Genomic DNA, 18,463 nt, shown 5'->3' with positions numbered 1-18,463 from the left:
CCGCAGGATGCTCGCACAGTCCCGATGCGACAAGTAGCGTTGCGTTCCATGGCAGACCAGGCAACGCAGCCGCCGCCGGGAATACCGGGAACAGCGCACGACATCGTCGTCTGGAGCGCCGATTACCTGTCGTACCGGTGGAGCGACGACCATCCGATGAACCCCACCCGTCTCGATCTGACGATGTCGCTAGCCCGCCAGATCGGAGTCCTCGACGGGATCGAGCTCGTCGAGCCATCGGCGGCTCCCGATGAGGAATTGCTCAGGATTCACACTCCCGCCTACATCGAGGCCGTCAAACGCGCGCCGGGCAAAGGCATGTCCATATTGCATCCGGACCAGGTCGAGCACGGGCTCGGCTCCGACGACAATCCGGTGTTCGACAAGATGCACGAAGCGTCGGCGATGCTGACCGGTGGATCGTTGACGGCCGCGCGCGAGATCGCCTCGGGGCGCGCGCGTCGCGCAGTCAGCATCGGCGGTGGAATGCACCACGCAATGCCGGACTGGGCGTCGGGGTTCTGTGTGTACAACGATGCGGCGGTGGCCATATCGTGGTTGCTGGACAACGGCTTCGACCGGATCGCGTACATCGACGTCGACGCCCATCACGGCGACGGAGTCCAGCAGGCCTTCTTGCACGACCCGAGGGTGTTGACGGTGTCACTGCACCAGCATCCGGCTACGTTGTGGCCGAACACAGGATGGTCGAGCGAAGTGGGATCGGGTGCGGCGGAAGGAACGTCGATCAACATCCCGTTGCTTCCCGGTACGGGTGATCGCCTGTGGCTCAGGGCATTTCATGCGATTGTCCCAGGTGCTATCGCTGCGTTTCGGCCGCAGATCATCGTCAGTCAGTGCGGTGTGGACAGTCATCGCGAAGACCCGCTTGCCGATCTCGCTCTGACTGTCGACGGTCAGAATGCCGCATTCCTGGCAATGCGCACCTTGGCTGACGATCACGCCGAGGGACGCTGGCTCGCAGTCGGAGGAGGTGGTTACGGCCTTGTGCGCGTCGTTCCCCGCGCGTGGACGCATCTGATCGCCGCTGCACTCGGTCGTCACATCGATCCACAGACGCAGGTACCCGAAATGTGGCGCGATCGGGTGCGGGCCATGGCTCCGAGCGTCGACCTTCCCCAGGTCATGGGAGACGGCGGCGACATCGACTATCCCGCCTGGGATGGACCGGGAGGTGCCGTCGAGGGTTCGACCGAAGCGGCAGATCGGGCGCTCGAACGAGTGGATTCGGCGATCATCGCAACCAGGCGGGCCAGCTTCCCACTACTCGGACTCGATCCGGAGGATCCTCGTGACTGAACCCACTGCCAAGGAAAGAGAACGGTTGACGGCCGAGACGTCCTTCCCCAAGCACTGGGTGGCCGATGTGCTGGCGTCCGATGGGGGAGTGGTCCATCTCCGGCCTATCGTGCCTTCGGACGCCGATGCGCTCGTCGCGTTTCACGGCCGACTGTCCGAACGAACCCGATATTTACGGTATTTCGGACCGTACCCGACCATGCCGCAGCGCGACGTCTTGAACTTCACGACGGTCGACCACCACGCACGAGTGGCGTTCGTAGCCATGCTCGGGGACGACATCATCGCGGTCGGACGATACGAACGGCTTCCCGAGGGCGACGGCAACTCCGCGGAAGTTGCGTTCGTCGTCGCCGACACACATCAGGGCCGTGGCCTCGGGCCGATCCTGCTGGAGCATCTCGCCGGTGCTGCCGCCGAGAACGGCGTGTCCATGTTCGTCGCAGAGGTGCTCGCCGAGAACCGCAACATGGTCACGGTCTTCCGCGAAGCCGGCTACCAGGTATCGAGAAGCTTCGAGGGGGGCGTGCTGCGACTGGAATTCGCGATCGACCCCAGCGAAGCTCTCTTGTCGGTTCGCAATTCGCGCGAACGTGCCGCTGAGGCCCGCAGCGTGCGCAATGTGCTCAGCCCGTCCTCGGTTGCGGTGATCGGTGCGTCGACCGATAGTTCGAAGGTCGGCAACGCAGTACTCGCGAATCTACTTGCAGGCGGCTTCACCGGGCCGGTGTATCCAGTCAATGCCGATCACCGATCGGTCAGGGGGGTGCGCGCGTACCGCACCGTGCGCGAGATTCCCGACCCAGTCGATTTGGCAATCGCTGCAGTACCTGCGGACGCGATCGACGACGTGCTCGACGATTGTCTCGACAAGGGCGTCAAAGCTCTCGTCGTGGTGTCGGGAGGGTTCGGTGAGTCCGGCCCCGAAGGTCAGGAGAACGAGCGGAGACTCGCGCTTGCCGCTCGCGCGCACGGAATGAGGTTGGTCGGCCCCAACGCGCTCGGAGTAGCCAATACCGACCCGGAGTTCGCGTTGAACGCGACGTTGGCTCCGCATCTGCCGATGCCGGGTCGTGTCGGGTTCTTCTGTCAGTCCGGAGCTCTGGGCATTGCCATTCTCGATCAGGCATCGAAAAGGAGTCTCGGATTCTCGACGTTCGTCTCGGCCGGAAACCGAGCGGACGTATCCGGAAACGACCTGCTGCAGTACTGGGATTCCGATCCCGCGACAGAGGTAGTCCTGCTGTACCTCGAGAGCTTCGGTAACCCACGAAAATTCACGCGCATCGCGCGACGGGTTGCCCGTTCCAAGCCCATCGTGGCAGTCAAGAGCGGACGTGGGGCAGTTCCGCCCGCTCTTGCCACCGGGCCGGACATCGACGATTCGATCGTCAAGGCGCTGTTCGAGCAGGCCGGTGTCATTCAGGTCGACACCATCGCGCAGCTCTTCGACTGTGCGATTCTGTTCGGCTATCAGCCGTTGCCGAGCGGGCCTCGTGTAGCCGTCGTCGGTAACTCGACTGCGCTGGGGGTCCTTGCCGTCGACGCCGCGCGCGCCGAAGGTCTCCATGCGGGAGCACCGATCGACGTCGGTCCGCAAGCCGGTCCGCAGGAGTTCGCGGCGGCTGTCTCCGGGGCGTTGGCGGCTGGTGACGTCGACTCGGTGATAGTCGTGTTCGTACCACCCGTCGCCGTCACTGTAGAGCCGTTCGCCGAGGCTCTCGGCAACGCGGTCCTCGGCGCCGACAAACCCGTTCTGACAACATTTCTCGCGACCGAGGGAATTCCCGACGTATTGGCTGTGCGGGGCGAACAAGGGCAGCCGGTCAGAGGTTCGGTTCCCTCGTACTCCAGCCCGGAACGAGCAGTTGCGGCGCTCGCGAAGGCGTGGCGGTACAGCGCGTGGCGAAGTCGGCCGGCGTCGCAACCGATTCGGCCGAACGGTACCGACTCCGAACGAGCCGCCGCGCTCGTCCGAGGGTGGTCGGTGGGCGACACCGATCGATGGTTGTCGGATTTCGAAACCTCGGAGTTGCTGTCCTGCTACGGGATCGAGGTCGTCGAGTTCAGATCCGTCACCGACGAAAATGAGGCGGTGGCCGCCGCAGACGAACTGGGGTACCCCGTCGCACTGAAAGCGACGGGTGAGCAGTGGAGGCATCGACCGGATCTCGGCGGGGTGCGACTCGACCTTGCGGGCGCCGACGCAGTGCGATTCGCATACCGAACCCTCGCAGCAGATTCCGGCGAACCACTGCTGCATGTGCAGAAGATGGCGGTCAAGGGTATCGGCTGTGTCGTCCGAGTTCAGGACGATCCGAGCTTCGGTTCACTCATCTCGTTCGGGCTGGCGGGAGTCATATCCGATCTTCTGGGCGACCGGGCATTTCGAGTTCTGCCGTTGACCGAGGATGAAGCCGTGCAGCTGATCGATGCGCCGAAGGCAGCGCCGCTGCTGTCCGGCTATCGAAATGCTGTGCCCGTCAACAAGAGTGCGCTCGTCGATCTCGTACAGCGAGTATCAGCGATGGCCGACGACATACCGGAGATCCGAGAACTCGCATGCGAGCCAGTACTTGCGTCGGCGAACGGAGCACAGATAACCGACGCGCGTCTACGCATCGGGCCGCAACCGAGCCGCAACGATCTCGGGCCGCGCAGACTGCGCTGAGCCCTGCTCCGCCGTCGGGGTCGTACTCGGCCACCCATTCGATGTGTTCGATGTAGCCGCCGTACTGGCGCACATGGAGGTCGTGGCTGAGTCGATCGAGAGCACGCAACCAAGGGTCCGGCAAGTCTGCGTGCGGGATCTCGACTCCGCGGGACGGGGTCCAGGTCGCAGTCAGCACTTGTTCTCGGTCGGGGAAGAAGTGGTGCACATTGTGAGTATGTCAGCTGCTCACGCCTATTTGGCTGTGCGTTGTCGTCCGCTACCGCGTAGCTGCAGGCTCCCTGTTCGATCCGCGCTGGGGAGACCGTCCGTAGTAGAGCCACAGGCCGAGACCAGCAATCGGTACCAGCCAAATCCCGAGTAAGAACGCGAGGGTGCGGGGTAGCCCTAGTCGACTGAATGCAGTGACGACGCTGACGGACGCGGCCATACAGACTGACACCCAAACGAGGAGAAACAGGAGACCGCCGAAGGTGGCGGACAGAAACAACCCGAAGCCGGGCATGCAGTCCATACCTGCGTCCGCGCAATCCTGCAGGCCGGCCGCGGCGAACAAGGATGTCGTCACCGCCCTGATGCTATCGAAGTGGCGTTCGGACGATCCTCGAACCAGATGGAGCGTTGACCCGTTCGATCGTGGGTCGTCGGCTTCGGACCGGGCCCGTTGGTGCAGAAAGAGCCAGCGCACGCGTTCATGCACGCACCCGACGACATCGGCCCCGACGCCGTCCCACCGAACCGAACTCCGGTGCGCTTCGCGCCAACTCGGGACCAGACCGGTTGCTGTCCTGTCCGCCGCGGGGATGGTTGTCGTCCAAGTGTGGTGCTGCGCCCGCCTGACTCATTGAGGTCTACTCGGGCGTTGGAGCGGTACTGAAGATGGGCCAGCAGATTTCGGTTGCGGTAAACGCAGTCGGCTCTGAGGCCGTGCCGCCGAGGTAGTGTTCGCGGATCGGTCCGTGGCCGCTGACCAATTGTTCGTTTGTGTATGTTCCCAGGGCCGCGTAGCTGCGGTCGATACCTTCGTGGCCGCCGGAGTGAGTGAGGACCGCGAATTGGGCCTGCGGGAGGAGCTGGGCCCGGATGCCTTCCGGGGGGTCCGTCGATTGTGGAGCTGCGACGAAGAGGGTGGCTTCGCCTCGGGATTCGAGGAAGAGTGCTCGGTCGTACAGGCCGCCCGGTACGACCTGGGAGTCAACACTTGTCGCCGCTTCAACGGCATCTCGCAATTTCCTGACCGTCACCGCGAACCAGCTGTCGATCTCGGCGACCTCGAGAGTGGTGCCGATGGACCACACGGCGAGCGCCGGCTCTAGGCGCAGCTCGATCTCGGCGGGGGCGCCCACGGGGGAGAGTAGTTCGCGTAGCGCGCCGACAGTGTCGCGAGTGTGCTGCAGCTGTACCTCCATTTGTTCGAGATGGGTCGTGAGGATCTCGGTGCGGGCCGCGGCGTTTTCTGCACTCAGCAATGCCTTGATATCCGGGATGGACATGCCGAGCGATCGGAACCGGCGGATTATGTGTGCGTGGTCGACCTGGCTGGTGTCGTAGAAGCGGTAGCCGGTGTGCGCGTCCACGAGAGTTGGTTCCAGAATCCCGATCTCGTGATAGTGCCGTAGCGCTTTTCTGCTGAGGCTGGTCATCACTGCGAAGTCGCCGATCGAGACCTGTGCGCCCATGGTGTCCTCCTGTGCGTTGCGTCGTCTGCGTTGTTGGGTAGGGCTCATCGTTGAGCTTCCCCCTAGGGCAAGGTCAACAAGCGGCCGGGCTTGGTGTCCGGCATGGACACCAGTGCCTTGACTTGGTTGACATTCCCCTTAGGGGAAGCATCACCGTGGTGTCATGACCACAGAATGGGACGGACTCCCGGACAACGTAAAGAAGTTCATGACCGCACTCGACGCCCGACAAGGCGCTCTAGCGCTCACCGTATTCACCGCGAATGCCGTGGTGACCGATGAGGGCCACGACCACTCGGGCCGTGACGAGATCGAGGCCTGGCTGACCGCCTCGGTCAGCGAGAGTGAGTACACCTACACAACCGAGTTCACCGGAGCAACCACGATCGGCACCACCGTCGACGTCGTGCAGCACCTGGAGGGCAACTTTCCCGGGGGAGTCATCGACCTGCACTACCGCTTCACGCTTGACGGCGCGCTGATCAACCGGTTGGTGATCGAGCCATGAGCAAGCGATGGTTCATCACCGGTGGCACACCCGGCGGTTTCGGTATGGCGTACGCCGAGGTCGCGCTGGAGGCGGGTGACCGCGTGGTACTCACCGCCCGGCGACCAGGGGAACTGGCGTCGTGGGCCGATCAGTACGGTGACCGCGTTCTCGTAGTGCCCATGGATGTCACCGACGCGGCACAGGTCCTACAAGCGGTACGAACAGCCGAGGAGCATTTCGGCGGTATCGACGTGCTGGTCAACAACGCCGGCCGCGGCTGGTACGGATCGATCGAGGGAATGAACGAAGCGTCGATACGGGCGATGTTCGAACTGAACTTCTTCGCGGTGCTGTCTGTCACGCGCGCAGTGCTACCGGGAATGCGAGCCCGCGGAAGCGGGTGGATCGTCAACGTGTCCTCAGTGGCCGGGCTTCTGGCGGCGGTCGGATTCGGCTACTACAGCGCCACGAAATACGCGATCGAGGCCGTCACCGACGCGCTGCGCCAGGAGGTCGCCGAGCAAGGACTCTCGGTGTTGGCGGTTGAACCTGGGGCTTTTCGCACGAACGCCTACGCCGGATTCGCCGACGAGCCTGTCGCGGAGGCGATTCCGGATTACCACGACATGCTGGAGGAGGTGCGCGCCGCTTTCGTCGACATGAACTGGATGCAACCGGGCGATCCGCATCGCGGTGCCCGTGCGGTGATCGCGGCGATGGCCCAGGATCCGCCGCCACACCGGTTAATTCTGGGCAATAGCGGGTTCGACGCCGTCGTCGACGCGCTGGAACAGAACCTGGGCGACATCCGGTCGAACGAAACACTGTCTCGTAGCGCGGATTTCCCCGCCAAGCCGAGCCTGCCGGAACAAGATTCGATACCTACCCATCCGGTGCACTAGCTGACCGATCCCACGGTGACGACGGCCAGGTCGTCGTCAACGACCTGGCCGTCACCACTCCACGGCAACAGATACCGCAACCCGAGAACACGCACCCCCACCAATCCATACACCGGCACTGCGCGTGCCGCGCTCACGGCCTCGGCCGGCACCGACGAGCACTCGCCCCCGCTCGACGCCCCAGCGCACACCGCTCACAAAACGGGCAGGTCGCTCACGCACTGTCGGTCGGAGCCGGGTGGTTTCGGCTGCAGCTCAAACTGCTTGCAAGCTCGGGGCATTCCTTTGGCTGCGTCCGGTTCTGCGGGCATAGCCGCTGGGGGATTCGCCGGTGTACCGGCTGAAGGCGGTGCTGAAGGCGCTGGCCGAGCCGTATCCGACTCGGCGTCCTACCTCGAGTAGCCCGAGGTCGTCATGTCGGAGTAGCTCGCGAGCGACCGCCATTCGCCACGCCATCAGATACTCCATGGGTGGCATTCCGATCTGTCGGGTGAAGCGCTCGTAGAACGCTGATCGCGACAACGACGCGACTGTGGCCAGTTGCGCGACCGTCCACGGCGTGTCGAGGTGCTCGTGCATCGTGTGAATGGCGGGGGAGAGCTTGCGGTCGGCCAGACCCCGGAGCAGGCCGGGCGGTGTCTGAGGGGTGACCGTCGTCCGAAGAGCTTCCACGAGCAGGATCTCCACGAACCGCGTCAGCACGAGAGTCCGCCCGGGCCTGTCCCGCAGCGCTTCGTCGGCTACAAGGGAGACGAGCGCCTCGAAACGTTCGACTCCGCGCACGTGGACGACCGTGGGTAGCAACGCACTCAGCAGGGCTGCGTCCGGGGAGTCGAACACGAAACTCCCACCGAGGATGCGCACCTCGGGTTCTGCGCCGTGCGAGTAGTCCACGTCCAGGTCGTCATCGGTCATCTGAAGTGGGTCCATCGAGATCGGCTCGACATCGCAAAAGCCTGAGATCTCGAACGCGGGAGTGGTTGGCAGTAGGACGAAGTCGCCCTTGTGCATGACGATTTCAGGCTCGCCGTCTACGGCCAGGCGGCAGCTGCCCTCGAGGACGACGGAGAATCCGGGCTGACCGAACGCGGTGTAGCGGACACCCCATGCGCCCGCCGCCGAGATGCGTTTGGAGAACACACCTTGCGGTCGGAGCATCTGCACCACCTCGGACAGGGGATCGGACACCGAACACTCCTCACTACCGCGTCGCTCAACGCCAAAGAACCGGACGATCAATAACGAATTACGGATGTACAACTATAGATCGTCCTGTCGGCGCTGCATAGTGTTCTGGTCATGAAAACAATTCTGATCACTGGCGCATCCTCGGGATACGGCCTCGAAACCGCCCGCTACTTCCACTCACAGGGATGGTGTGTCATCGCCACCATGCGCACACCACGCGAAGGGGTCCTTCCCATATCGGACCGCGTCAAGATCCTGCAGCTCGACGTGACGGATCCCGACAGCATCGCCGCCGCGTTCGCCAAGGCAGGCCCCATCGACGTACTGGTCAACAACGCTGGAATCGGCTCGATCGGTGTAGTCGAAGCCACCCCGCTCGACAAGGCCCGCGAATTGTTCGAGACGAACACCTTCGCCGTCATGGCAACTACCAAAGCCATCATCCCTCAATTTCGCGAGCGCAGCTCGGGCGTCATCGTCAACGTCAGCTCCAGCGTCGTCCTCGGGGCGATGCCCCTCACCGCCATGTACAAGGCCAGCAAGATGGCCACCGAAGGATTTACTGCGTCGCTGGCGCTCGAGCTCGCAGCATTCGGCGTGCACGTCAAGCTTGTCCAACCCGGCTACTGCCCGACGACCCGGTTCACCGCCAACGGGGGAGACATCAGTCCTTATCTTCCTGAGACGTATGCCGGATTCTCCGGCCCAGTCCTCGAGGCCTTCAGTGTCCAAGGAAATGTCACCACACCCGCCGATGTTGCCGAGGCGATCTGGCGTGCAGTTCACGACACCACCGGCACCCTACGTTTCCCCGCAGGCGCTGACGCCGTCGCCCTGGCTCAGGTCCGCTGACCGACTCTTCCTCAGAGGCAGGGTAGGGCTCGCCGACACCGAGCCCTACTCTGCCGCACTGAAAGCTCTGCCTCCCGGACCTACTGCGACCGAAAAGAAGCAGTGTTCTGTACGCCGTGCTCGAGTCGAGCGAGTGCTGCAGAACGGTGTCACCACCAAGTCACGGTGACACCGTCGTTCATCGAGCCGCCGCCTAGAGAGTGTCGCTAAACTCGATTCGGTGGTTGGGATGAGGCCGGGGGTCGTGTCGCGTCATGTGGTCTCGGATGAGGTGTGGGTTGTGATCGGGCCGCTGTTTCCGACGGCGAGGACGACTGGTCAGCCGCCGGTGGGTCGCCCAAAAGAACTTCAACCGGTGGTCCCGAGCAAGGGTCTGGGCGCGCATGCTGGAGAAGACCCAGGATCTTCGCGCAGCAGTCCGGGAACCTCGATTGGGTCGCCAGCACGGCCTGAGCTCAATACTCCTGAAACGCGAGCGCCTGAGCACGTTGCGTCGCCGTGGCCTGAGTATTCAGGTCCGCGCACCAGCTCGGGTATACCCGGAACCCACGCTTGCCCGGCCGCTTCCCTGACGTGATCCCGAGTGCGGCGAGATGCGAGCCGGTGAACCGAAACACGCCTCGTCGGCCCTGTTGTTCGACGAAGACAAGCAGGCCCGCTGCGAGATCGTCATCACTGAACGGCGTCGTCGTTCCGTCCGTGTCTCGGAGCCAGAAGGCGACGAAAGCGCCCGGCTTGGTCGGCGTGGTTCGCGCAGTCCGGATATGCCACGCCTCGTCGCAGATCTGGGCAATGCCCGACTCATAGTCACTGTTCTGCAACTCGGGGGTCACCGCAACGGTCATCCCTACCTCGGCCGCATAGACCTCGAACGCACTGAACCGCACAACGCCAAGCTATCTCACTCATCGCAATGACCCGGAGAAGCGTCTCTTACCGCCTCGAGCAACACGGCCCAGTTTTGATCCGGGGGACAAGCTCAATGGCTCGAGGGCTGGTATAGCAGGGGGTAGAAGCAAATCACTTCGCTGGCCAGTTTGCTCCATAGTGAGTGGAAACTGCCTCGTGGTCGCGGTGGAGCTGCTTGCGTTTACGTGTTGAAAGCCTGTCGCCGAATACAGTGCCGTTGATGTGGTCGGTCTCATGCTGAAAGCAGCGTCCGAGGGTGCCACCGGCAGTCAGTTCGAGCGGATCACCGTACTGGTCCTGGCCGCGGCAGGTGGAGAATTCGGGCCTGGCGAGATCGCTATACGCACCGGGTAGCGACAGACATCCTTCCCCGAACTCGATGAGCCGCCGGTTGTTTCCTTCTGGTACTTCGACGACCGGGTTGCACACGACGCCGGTCTGTCGTCGCCCCGTTTCGTCACTGCAGTCGTAAATGAACACTGCCAGATCGACGCCGATCTGCTGGGCTGCCAGACCGGCTCCATCAGCAGCAGTGTTGGTCGCGAACATATCGGCAAGCAATTCCTGAAGCCCTCCGCCGAAATCGGTTACCGGTCGGGCCGGGGTGTGAAGGACTGAAGTGCCCCAACGGATGATCGGCCGTGCAGTGCCGAGACGAACGAGCTCAGAGACAGGCATGGCACCTATTGTCCCACGTTGGCGTCTGGGCGGGGCCACCGTGGGACCGACCGCACATTCGCGCGCCAACGCGTCTGTCTCGTCAACGCTTTCGCAGTTCCATGTTGCGAAGTTTCTGTGTGCCTGGACCCCGTTTCAGTAGTAGGACGGAGTCGTGGTCAAACCAAATAAGTTCGATGACGATCCGGAACCATTGATAGCCGCGGTACGCGGCAAGACACTTCGTACCATGCTCGGCGCTCACCGACCTGCTCCTACGCTCGACTCCGGCAATGAACGGGGGAGGGGACGCATCCAGTTCATCACTCTCGACACCAACGTCCGCGGCCGCGGAACACCGCAAGGCACCTGCGGGTACACCCTCGCCGCAGCCCCCGCCGACCTCGCAGCGCACCGCCGTGTTGCGGCCAGCTTAGGGAGGTGAGCCGGCAGGTAGCGAACGACGAACCGCAGACGATGGGCCGTTCATCCTGACGGTCGACGGCGAGACGTGCACCGTCCTCGCCAGAGCAAACGAACCGGGCTGTTACGGCGACGACTGGGAATCCGGACCAACGCGCGTCTCCGCATCAGCCGGCCCGCAACGAACTCGGTCCCCGCCGATTGTGCTGAGGTCTTGGGGCCGTGCCCCGATCACCGAACCCTGATCGCCGGGTCGACGCGCGTGCGTCGTCACGACCCGAGGACGCCCAGGATGGGCAGCGACGGCGAGCACATCGGCGTCGCCGTGTAGTTCGCGTCGAGCGCACCGAGCACGATGTGTGCCGTCGTCGGCGAATAGGTGAGCTGGTAGTGGTCCGAGTAGTCCTGGCTGCACAGATCCTGGACGACGATGTTGCTGACGTTCCGACCTTCGAGCACGCCGGTCGTGTACGGGGTGGCGTTCTGGTCGTAGCGCGTCATGATGTTGGTGAACTGCACACCGGGTGCCGCATCGCCGTGTGGGTCGAGTTCGGCGAGGAAGGCTGAGCCGGACACCATGTCGCGGCACGCCCCGCACACGTCCGTCAGCACCTGCCCGGCAGGCGAGGAATACAGGTCGCCGATCAGGCCAGCGAGCCCCCACTGGGAGGTCCCGCGATACAGGGGCGCGATGCCGATGTACCGGCCGACCTTGTCGGCGCCGCCGAGCCGGGTCAGGAAGTGGAACGGCATCGTCCCTCCCTCGGAGTGCCCGATCAGGTCGATCTTGTCGGCGCCGATGCCGGCGAGGACATCGTCGACGAACAGAGCGAACTCGATTGCGCTCGGCTCGACGGGCGTGATGCCACCGAGTGTGCTCGAGAAATCCGCCCTGCCGTAGTCGAAGGTGAATACGCAGTAGCCGTGGTTGCGGAGCAGCGGAGCCAGTGCCTGCCAGGTCAGTGTGGAGTTCGAGACGAAACCGTGCAGGAGGACAACAGGGTTCCGATCCGACCGGCAGGTGGGGTCGTTCGTGCCCGGCGGAGCGCTGCCCGGGTCAGCGGCCTGCGCCCGGACTCCGGACAGGTAGCTGAAGGGGTATTCCGTCGGTTCCGGTGCCTGCTGTGCGACGGCTGGCGCGGCCGTCGCTGCCATGATTACAGCGACGGTGGCAGCCGAGACGGCGTTGGTAAGTGCGTGCACGAAACGGATTCGCATAGCCCCTCCTGTTTTGACTGACCGGTCGGTCATTAACGGAAACGGTACACTCACGACCCGGACGAGGGAAGGTGGTCTTTGTGGCGCGTCCCGCTGGACCCGGACGTCGAGCGCTGCTCGATGCGGGGATGTCACTTGCGGAGGAAAAGGGCGTCGGCGCACTGTCGATCAGCGCCGTGACCACCACCGCCGGGATGGCCAAAGGTAGCTTCTACCAGCATTTTCCGGATCGGCAAAGCTACATCGTCGAGCTTCATCGCAGATACCACGACCAGCTGGAATCTCTAATGAAGTCGGCGATCGAGGGGCTGCCCCCGGGGGTCGAACGGCTACGTACCGGGTTCGTTGCCTTCCTCGACGCCTGCCTGGCTACGCCGGGAACGAAGGCGTTTCTCGCGCAGGCACGATCGGAAACCGATTTGGGCGAGCAGGTTGCCGAGCGCAATGCGATGTTCGCCGCTCTCGTGCGCGCGGATCTCGAGGCGATCGGCTGGTCACCGGCCGCACCGGTCGCGACCCTCGCAGTCGCGATGGCTGCCGACGTGAGCTTTCAGGAGCTCGGCGCGCGGGGGCCCCGTGACGACTTGCGGGCCGCCGTTCTCGCCATCGTGGCACATCCGGTGGACATCAGGGTGCCACCGACATGATGGCGGCACCCGCGAATTGCCCTGGGCGGCCTCTTGTTTCGTCGCGGCGTACATCCAGTATCAGATCGCTACGGCGCGTGGAAGGTTCCGATACCTGGGATCGATGGCTGGCCTGCTGCAGGCGCGAACGGTGATCCGACTACCTGAGTTGTCAACACGATTCGGCCCGATCCGGTGTTCGCAACAACGCTGGTCGGCGTCGGGTCGATGAAATACTCACAGGGCTTGACAGTGACCGATCCGCTGGCGCCGGTATTGACGTTGAGGTAGGAAATCTTGACGAGAGCACGTCCGGCTGTCGTCGCGCACGCCGAGGGACTGGCGGGAGCGGCGAATTCTGTCGTCGTCGGAGCGAGTGACCGCGCGGTCACTGTCGCGAAGACAGGCCCCGGAACGACGAGTCCGCTGACCGCGAAGGCCGTCGCCGGGATCTGATAGACAGGCACGGCTACGGGGGCGGCCTGTGCGACTCCACCTCCCACGACCATAGCTGCGAAAACTGCCGCGGTGGTTGCACATCGAAGTCCGAGCTTGCGCACAGCCTTGTCCCTTCTCGTGGTGAGTCGAAGTCGGGACAGTGGGCTCTATCGGGTCATCGCCCGGGTTAGCGTGGCCTGCACAGTCGTCGACTACAAACGCTTTGTCTCGGGTCTATCGACGTGTACCGCCGCAGCATTAACAAACGGGAAATCACGGTTCGATGACGTTCCGAGCGCGCAGACCGGCCAGCCGAGCTGACCTGGCCCCGCAGCAATTGGGCGACCAGAAAGGCCCGCACCCCGATACCTAGGGTGCGGGCCTTCCTCGTACCACCATGACGGCGATCAAGTGCCGGGCGCCACCTCATGGGTCCACGACCTGAACGCTGTCGTAGAACTGGGCTGCTCACCGGAACGAATTTTCAAGCAGCGGCCGAACCGAGATCCCAGAGGGGGGAGAGACCTCGGTTCGACCACCGCATGAGGTGAGACAGTAGGAGCGTAATCACTACTGGTCCACCGGTTTCAGGGGGCTTGTTGCTGTGGATCAGCTGGCGTAGGAGCGCAGCTTCTCGGCCCGATCGCCCTGGCGAAGCTTGACCATCACCTCGCGTTCGATCTGGCGCACGCGCTCACGCGAGAGACCGAACAGCTTGCCGATCTGATCTAGGGTGCGCGGCTGACCGTCGTCGAGACCGTAGCGGAGGCGAATCACCTGCTGCTCGCGTTCGTCGAGTGTCCCGAGGACTGTCCGGACATCGCTGTGCAGAAGCCCTGCGATAACGGCATTCTCGGCGGATGTCGCCTCGGAATCTTCGATGAAGTCGCCCAGTGGCGCTTCTTCGTCACTTCCTACCGGCATGTCCAGACTCACCGGATCGCGGCTGTGATCGAGGAGGTCGGCGATCTTCTCCGCTGGGATCCCTGATTCGTTCGACAGCTCCTCGTCGGTCGCTTCGCGGCCGAGCTGCTGGTGAAGCTCTCGCTTGATACGAGCCAGTTTGTTCACCTGCTCGACTAGGTGGACAGGAAGCCGGATAGTGCGACTCTGATCGGCCATGCCACGCGTGATGGCCTGTCGAATCCACCACGTTGCGTACGTGGAGAATTTGAATCCCTTGGCGTAGTCGAACTTCTCCATTGCGCGAATCAGCCCCAGGTTGCCTTCCTGGATGAGATCGAGCAGGGGCATTCCACGACCGGTGTACCGCTTGGCGAGCGATACGACGAGGCGAAGATTGGCCTCCAACAAGTGGCTACGGGCTGCACTTCCGTCGCGCACGATGATGGCCAGGTTCCGCTTCTTCGCTGCTGTCAGTCGCTTGGTGTTCTCCAGCACATTCTTCGCGTAAAGCCCCGCCTCGATGCGCTTGGCGAGGTCCACTTCCTCGTCGGCCGTCAGCAGCGCTGTGCGGCCGATCCCGTTGAGGTAAACGCGAACGAGGTCCGCTGCCGGGCTCTGAGCGTCGAGATCGGCATCGGTGGGGCGCGGGCGGGTCGTGGTGCTGGGGCTGGTCATGACTTGCCTCCTGATCGGTGGTGTCTCATAAAGCTCAACGTCCGGAAGACTTGGAAAAGTTCCCGCGCTGCACCCCGTGATACCCGTCTGACCAGGGTCTATCCCTTACTTGTCCTGAGAAGTTGCTGAGAAGGTGTCAGGGCTGGGAACGGGGATCCGAATACCCGCCGGTCGGACCAAGCCGTGCCGCACAAGACCCACCACCAGCTCGGTCGCCGAGATCGACAACTCGTCGACATCGAGATCGTTCGCCGCCGCAAGCAGCTCGATCAGTTCGTTCAGTCGCAGTCCTCCGGGGGAGAGTCCGGACAGCAATGTTGCGCCGAGTTCGTCGATCTCGTGCTGCCAATTCGGCCCGTTGCCGCGATGCACACGCGTCACTTCGCGTTCCCAACCCTCGGCGCCGGGAAGATAGACCCGTTCGAGCGCGGTCGAGATGTCCAGCTCGAAGATCGAATCCGAAGGGTCGTTCTCTCGTAGCCACTGGAGGCGTGCGAAATAGTCGATGGCCTCGTTGCCGAGCGGGTCCTCGAATGCGTGCCTGAGATCCTCGGCCAGCACATCTGTCGGCAGGTCGGTGCGACGCAGATACACGAAGCCGAACCCGATGCCGGTGACGTCGGCTGCAGCGAAGTGCTCTAGCCACGCGGTTGCCTGGGCGGCACCGGCATCGTCACGCGGGTCGACTCCACCGTCACGCATCCAGGTGCCCACATACAGTGCGGGGTCGGCGACATCGCGCTGAAGTATCCACGCATCGACCCCGTGATCGGGGAGCCAGGACGCCACACGAGCGCGCCAGTCCTCGCCCTCGACATGCACCCAGGACGCAAGGATGACAGCGGTACCGCCCGGATTCAGATGTGCGGGCGCATTCTCGATCATCAGCTTGCTGGCACCGTCCAGGTCGAGACCCGAATCGCGGTAGCTGTGACTGACCGTGCCGAGGCCGACGACGAACGGAGGGTTCGCCACGATGCGATCGAATGTCCGACCTGTCACCGGTTCGAACCACGACCCGCGGATCAACTCGGCGTCGAGCTGGTTGAGCGCCATGGTTGCGGCGGCAAGAAGCATCGAGCGTTCACTGATATCTGTGGCCGTCACCGAACCCGCATATCCGGCAGCGTGCACGGCCTGGACCCCACAGCCTGTGCCGACGTCCAACACCGAACCGACCGGTGTCGTCGGTGTACCTCGCAGTAGAGACAACGACGCCTGCCCGACTCCGAGAACATGATCGGAAGCAGTCGGGGCCGGGCGCATGCTTCCGTCCAGGTCGGAGACGACCCAACGAGTCCCGGTGCCGGTGTCCAACGGTCTGATGTCGACCGAAGCTCGAACGAGCCCGGGTCCACTGCGCACGAGAATCGATGCGGCGATCGCGTCGTCTACGGAGAGGGGTGCGAGAGCCGATGCAGCATCGGCCTCGGCGATGTCGTCGACCAGTAGGAACATTCGGATGAGAACACCGAGATCACCATGGGAGCGACAGGCGATCCGCACCGGAACGGGTTCGCTTCGACCGAGCGCGGCATGACCGGCGTCGCCGAGCGCGTCGAGAAGAGCGTCGGCGTCGTACCGGCATCGGACGAATGCCTCGCGGAGAGGAGGGCAGGCGGAAAGCAGCGTTGCAGTCACCTGCTCAGTCTTTCAGTAAGCGCCCTCTCGGCAACTCAGTCGTCGGCTCCCTCGATCACCTTGTGTGCGCGTGGCTCGATGGATGTTCGCTCGGTGCGTCGCCCGTCGTACCGGCTTACCTCGTCCTTGCTGCGGGGAGGACGGTCGTTCGCAATGAGGACAGCCATCCACGGGAGCGGAATGGACACTCCGACGATGGCCATCGCTATCCAGGGGTTGGCCCAGATGCTGTACGAGACTGCCGCCAGCACGAGGGCTGGGATTCTGAACGACATGATGAACATGTATTTCTTCACCCGCGCGCGGTGCTGCTCCTCGACCGAAGTCTGCGCTTCGGTGATCAGTGCTGGGTGCCTGGCCGAGCCGCTTTCGGCCGAGCTGTAGAACCCGGGTGTACGCGTCATGACTCCACTGTGTCACTACCTCGCCTCGAATGCACTCGTCGGCGTTGTTGGTCTCAGCAGGCTCTTGTGCGGAATAATCGAGCCATGAGCACTCAGACCAAGGATCGCCCCGATATCGCCCCCGACGAAACCACCGATGACGACCGGCCGAAGTTCTTTCACTATGTCAAGAAGAACAAGATCGCCGAAAGCGCCGTCATGGGAACTCACGTCGTGGCGCTGTGCGGCGAAGTATTCCCGGTGACCAAGTCTGCGAAGCCGGGCTCGCCGGTGTGTCCCGACTGCAAGAAGGTCTACGAAGGTTTGAAGAAGGGCGACTGACGGGGGGAGCTCGGTTCGGCGGCGGTCTCGGCGCTGTCCGTCGCCGCAGCTGAGCTGTCACCCGAACCGCTCGATCTCGTACGGTCCCCGGCAAGCCGAATCGGTCCGGTGGCCAGTCGCCATGCGACGGCGGTGACAGGTCCCGATTCCTCGTACGCGGCTTGCGCTGCGAGCCATTCCCGCATTTGCTCGATTCTGGTAGCGCGCGCCGGAAAGAACTCCTGGATGGTTGCGTTGAACTCGGCGCCCAGAACGACGGCGAAACCGAGGAAGAACGTGAAGAGTAGAAACGCGATCGGTGTCGCGAGCGCACCGTAGGTGTAGCCGGTTCCGGTGATCCAGGTCAGGTAGAAGCGTAGGACAGCGCTCGCGATCATGAAGAACACTCCCGCCAAGAGCGCCCCGCCCAGCAGACGGTGCCATGGCAACGAGGTGTGCAGCGCAACCTTGTAGAGCGTCGTCAGCCCAACGATCAGCAGCAATCCGACGGCGGGGTAGTAGAGGACGTCGATGAGTTCGCTGCCGATCTCGAACCACGAGCTCGGGAGCAGTGCCTGGACGTAGGTCGGGCCGAGTGCAACGAGCGGGAGCACCAATACGGCCACGACGAGAAACGCGACGTACAGCAGGAGCGCGAAGATGCGCTGCCAGACCGGGTGCCGAGCGTCCTGCTGACCATGGGCCTCGACGATGGAGTCGACGAACGTCGAGATGGCGGACGATCCGGCCCACAGCGACAACACGAAACCGGCGGATACGACTTCGCCGCGTCCTTGCTGGAGTACGTCCTGAACCGTCGGTTCGATGATGCCGTCGACGACGCTGTCACTGAAGACGGTGCTGCTGAAGGTGATGATCTTGGACTCGATGATCTCGATCGTGTTCGGACCGAACCAGCCGGCAACGAAGCCGAGACTTCCGAGCACCCCCAGTAGCAGGGGAGGCAAGGACAGCGTTTGCCAGAACGCGGCCGTCGCCGCTTTGCTGAAGATCGAATCGTCCCAGGCTTTGGTCAGTGTGCGCTTCGTCACGACCCAGATGAGGCGCAGGGGTCGCCCGGACGACAGCTTCTCCGGTGCACCTGCAGATTCGCTCATGGTCTCTCCAGCATTCCCGACGATGGCCTCGCGCGCTCGTTGCCCC

At 63.5% G+C, this 18,463-nt stretch carries 20 protein-coding genes; 8 read left to right on the top strand and 12 right to left on the bottom strand.

Annotated features, from left to right (window positions below):
- The first annotated feature begins 48 nt into the window (after window positions 1-48).
- Window positions 49-1,320, top strand: a complete 1,272-nt coding sequence (locus WDS16_RS10875) for an acetoin utilization protein AcuC (RefSeq protein ID WP_338892678.1) — start codon at window positions 49-51, stop codon at window positions 1,318-1,320.
- Window positions 1,313-3,991 (top strand): GNAT family N-acetyltransferase, encoded by a 2,679-nt coding sequence (locus WDS16_RS10870; protein WP_338892677.1) that lies wholly within the window; start codon window positions 1,313-1,315, stop codon window positions 3,989-3,991. Before WDS16_RS10875 ends, WDS16_RS10870 begins: the two co-directional genes overlap by 8 nt.
- A gap of 259 nt (window positions 3,992-4,250) precedes the next feature.
- Here the strand turns inward: WDS16_RS10870 and WDS16_RS10865 are convergent, their stop codons facing one another.
- Both WDS16_RS10865 and WDS16_RS10860 read right to left on the bottom strand, forming a co-directional pair.
- A complete protein-coding gene (locus tag WDS16_RS10865) occupies window positions 4,251-4,559 on the bottom strand; it encodes a hypothetical protein (protein ID WP_338892676.1) in 309 nt (102 codons plus the stop codon).
- A gap of 283 nt (window positions 4,560-4,842) precedes the next feature.
- On the bottom strand, window positions 4,843-5,670 hold the full coding sequence (locus WDS16_RS10860; RefSeq protein ID WP_338893337.1) for a MerR family transcriptional regulator: 828 nt from the start codon (window positions 5,668-5,670) through the stop codon (window positions 4,843-4,845).
- A gap of 163 nt (window positions 5,671-5,833) precedes the next feature.
- Here WDS16_RS10860 and WDS16_RS10855 point away from each other — a divergent pair, with 163 nt between their 5' ends.
- Together WDS16_RS10855 and WDS16_RS10850 are read left to right on the top strand one after the other, a co-directional pair.
- Window positions 5,834-6,178 carry a nuclear transport factor 2 family protein gene (locus WDS16_RS10855; protein WP_338892675.1) on the top strand — a complete coding sequence of 115 codons (345 nt, stop codon included), beginning with the start codon at window positions 5,834-5,836 and terminating at the stop codon, window positions 6,176-6,178.
- Entirely contained in the window at window positions 6,175-7,062 is an 888-nt protein-coding gene (locus WDS16_RS10850; protein ID WP_338892674.1) for an SDR family NAD(P)-dependent oxidoreductase, read from the top strand. The genes WDS16_RS10855 and WDS16_RS10850 overlap by 4 nt, the downstream gene beginning before the upstream one ends.
- On the opposite strand, the gene WDS16_RS10845 is transcribed toward WDS16_RS10850, so the two are convergent.
- A complete protein-coding gene (locus tag WDS16_RS10845; RefSeq protein WP_338892673.1) occupies window positions 7,059-7,199 on the bottom strand; it encodes a hypothetical protein in 141 nt (46 codons plus the stop codon). The genes WDS16_RS10850 and WDS16_RS10845 overlap by 4 nt on opposite strands.
- 118 nt (window positions 7,200-7,317) lie before the next feature.
- Window positions 7,318-8,250, bottom strand: a complete 933-nt coding sequence (locus WDS16_RS10840) for an AraC family transcriptional regulator (RefSeq protein WP_338892671.1) — start codon at window positions 8,248-8,250, stop codon at window positions 7,318-7,320.
- 111 nt (window positions 8,251-8,361) lie between these two features.
- On the opposite strand from WDS16_RS10840, the gene WDS16_RS10835 reads away from it, so the two are divergent.
- Window positions 8,362-9,102 (top strand): SDR family oxidoreductase, encoded by a 741-nt coding sequence (locus WDS16_RS10835; RefSeq protein WP_338892669.1) that lies wholly within the window; start codon window positions 8,362-8,364, stop codon window positions 9,100-9,102.
- A 455-nt stretch (window positions 9,103-9,557) separates the two neighbouring features.
- Here WDS16_RS10835 and WDS16_RS10830 read toward each other — a convergent pair whose 3' ends face one another.
- Both WDS16_RS10830 and def read right to left on the bottom strand, forming a co-directional pair.
- Window positions 9,558-9,989 carry a MepB family protein gene (locus WDS16_RS10830; RefSeq protein ID WP_338892668.1) on the bottom strand — a complete coding sequence of 144 codons (432 nt, stop codon included), beginning with the start codon at window positions 9,987-9,989 and terminating at the stop codon, window positions 9,558-9,560.
- A 133-nt stretch (window positions 9,990-10,122) separates the two neighbouring features.
- Window positions 10,123-10,689: a peptide deformylase gene (gene def, locus WDS16_RS10825; protein WP_338892666.1), complete on the bottom strand. Its 567-nt coding sequence runs from the start codon at window positions 10,687-10,689 to the stop codon at window positions 10,123-10,125.
- 154 nt (window positions 10,690-10,843) lie between these two features.
- On the opposite strand from def, the gene WDS16_RS10820 reads away from it, so the two are divergent.
- On the top strand, window positions 10,844-11,113 hold the full coding sequence (locus WDS16_RS10820; RefSeq protein ID WP_338892664.1) for a hypothetical protein: 270 nt from the start codon (window positions 10,844-10,846) through the stop codon (window positions 11,111-11,113).
- Between the two features lie 248 nt (window positions 11,114-11,361).
- Here the strand turns inward: WDS16_RS10820 and WDS16_RS10815 are convergent, their stop codons facing one another.
- Window positions 11,362-12,309, bottom strand: coding sequence for an esterase/lipase family protein (locus WDS16_RS10815; RefSeq protein WP_338892662.1), 948 nt, complete (start codon window positions 12,307-12,309; stop codon window positions 11,362-11,364).
- An 80-nt stretch (window positions 12,310-12,389) separates the two neighbouring features.
- Here WDS16_RS10815 and WDS16_RS10810 point away from each other — a divergent pair, with 80 nt between their 5' ends.
- A complete protein-coding gene (locus WDS16_RS10810; protein ID WP_338892660.1) occupies window positions 12,390-12,956 on the top strand; it encodes a TetR/AcrR family transcriptional regulator in 567 nt (188 codons plus the stop codon).
- 68 nt (window positions 12,957-13,024) lie between these two features.
- Here the strand turns inward: WDS16_RS10810 and WDS16_RS10805 are convergent, their stop codons facing one another.
- The 4 genes from WDS16_RS10805 to WDS16_RS10790 all read right to left on the bottom strand — a co-directional run bounded on the left by WDS16_RS10805 (window position 13,025) and on the right by WDS16_RS10790 (window position 16,999).
- Window positions 13,025-13,495 carry a hypothetical protein gene (locus WDS16_RS10805; protein ID WP_338892658.1) on the bottom strand — a complete coding sequence of 157 codons (471 nt, stop codon included), beginning with the start codon at window positions 13,493-13,495 and terminating at the stop codon, window positions 13,025-13,027.
- Window positions 13,496-13,982: 487 nt separating this feature from the next.
- Window positions 13,983-14,954, bottom strand: coding sequence for a sigma-70 family RNA polymerase sigma factor (locus tag WDS16_RS10800; RefSeq protein ID WP_068375872.1), 972 nt, complete (start codon window positions 14,952-14,954; stop codon window positions 13,983-13,985).
- Between the two features lie 105 nt (window positions 14,955-15,059).
- A complete protein-coding gene (locus WDS16_RS10795; RefSeq protein WP_338892655.1) occupies window positions 15,060-16,595 on the bottom strand; it encodes a class I SAM-dependent methyltransferase in 1,536 nt (511 codons plus the stop codon).
- 35 nt (window positions 16,596-16,630) lie between these two features.
- The gene (locus WDS16_RS10790; protein ID WP_338892654.1) at window positions 16,631-16,999 is read right to left on the bottom strand and encodes a DUF3099 domain-containing protein; all 369 of its coding nucleotides are present in this window, start codon (window positions 16,997-16,999) and stop codon (window positions 16,631-16,633) included.
- Between the two features lie 84 nt (window positions 17,000-17,083).
- Here WDS16_RS10790 and WDS16_RS10785 point away from each other — a divergent pair, with 84 nt between their 5' ends.
- Window positions 17,084-17,320: a DUF3039 domain-containing protein gene (locus tag WDS16_RS10785; protein ID WP_032398413.1), complete on the top strand. Its 237-nt coding sequence runs from the start codon at window positions 17,084-17,086 to the stop codon at window positions 17,318-17,320.
- On the opposite strand, the gene WDS16_RS10780 is transcribed toward WDS16_RS10785, so the two are convergent.
- Window positions 17,293-18,417 (bottom strand): YihY/virulence factor BrkB family protein, encoded by a 1,125-nt coding sequence (locus tag WDS16_RS10780; protein ID WP_338892644.1) that lies wholly within the window; start codon window positions 18,415-18,417, stop codon window positions 17,293-17,295. The two genes, WDS16_RS10785 and WDS16_RS10780, sit on opposite strands and share 28 nt — an antisense overlap.
- Window positions 18,418-18,463 lie beyond the last annotated feature (46 nt).

The organism is Rhodococcus sovatensis (assembly GCF_037327425.1).
Lineage (GTDB): Bacteria > Actinomycetota > Actinomycetes > Mycobacteriales > Mycobacteriaceae > Rhodococcoides > Rhodococcoides sovatense.
Note: the sequence above shows the minus strand (reverse complement) of the source record. Positions and strands in the feature narration are given on the sequence as shown.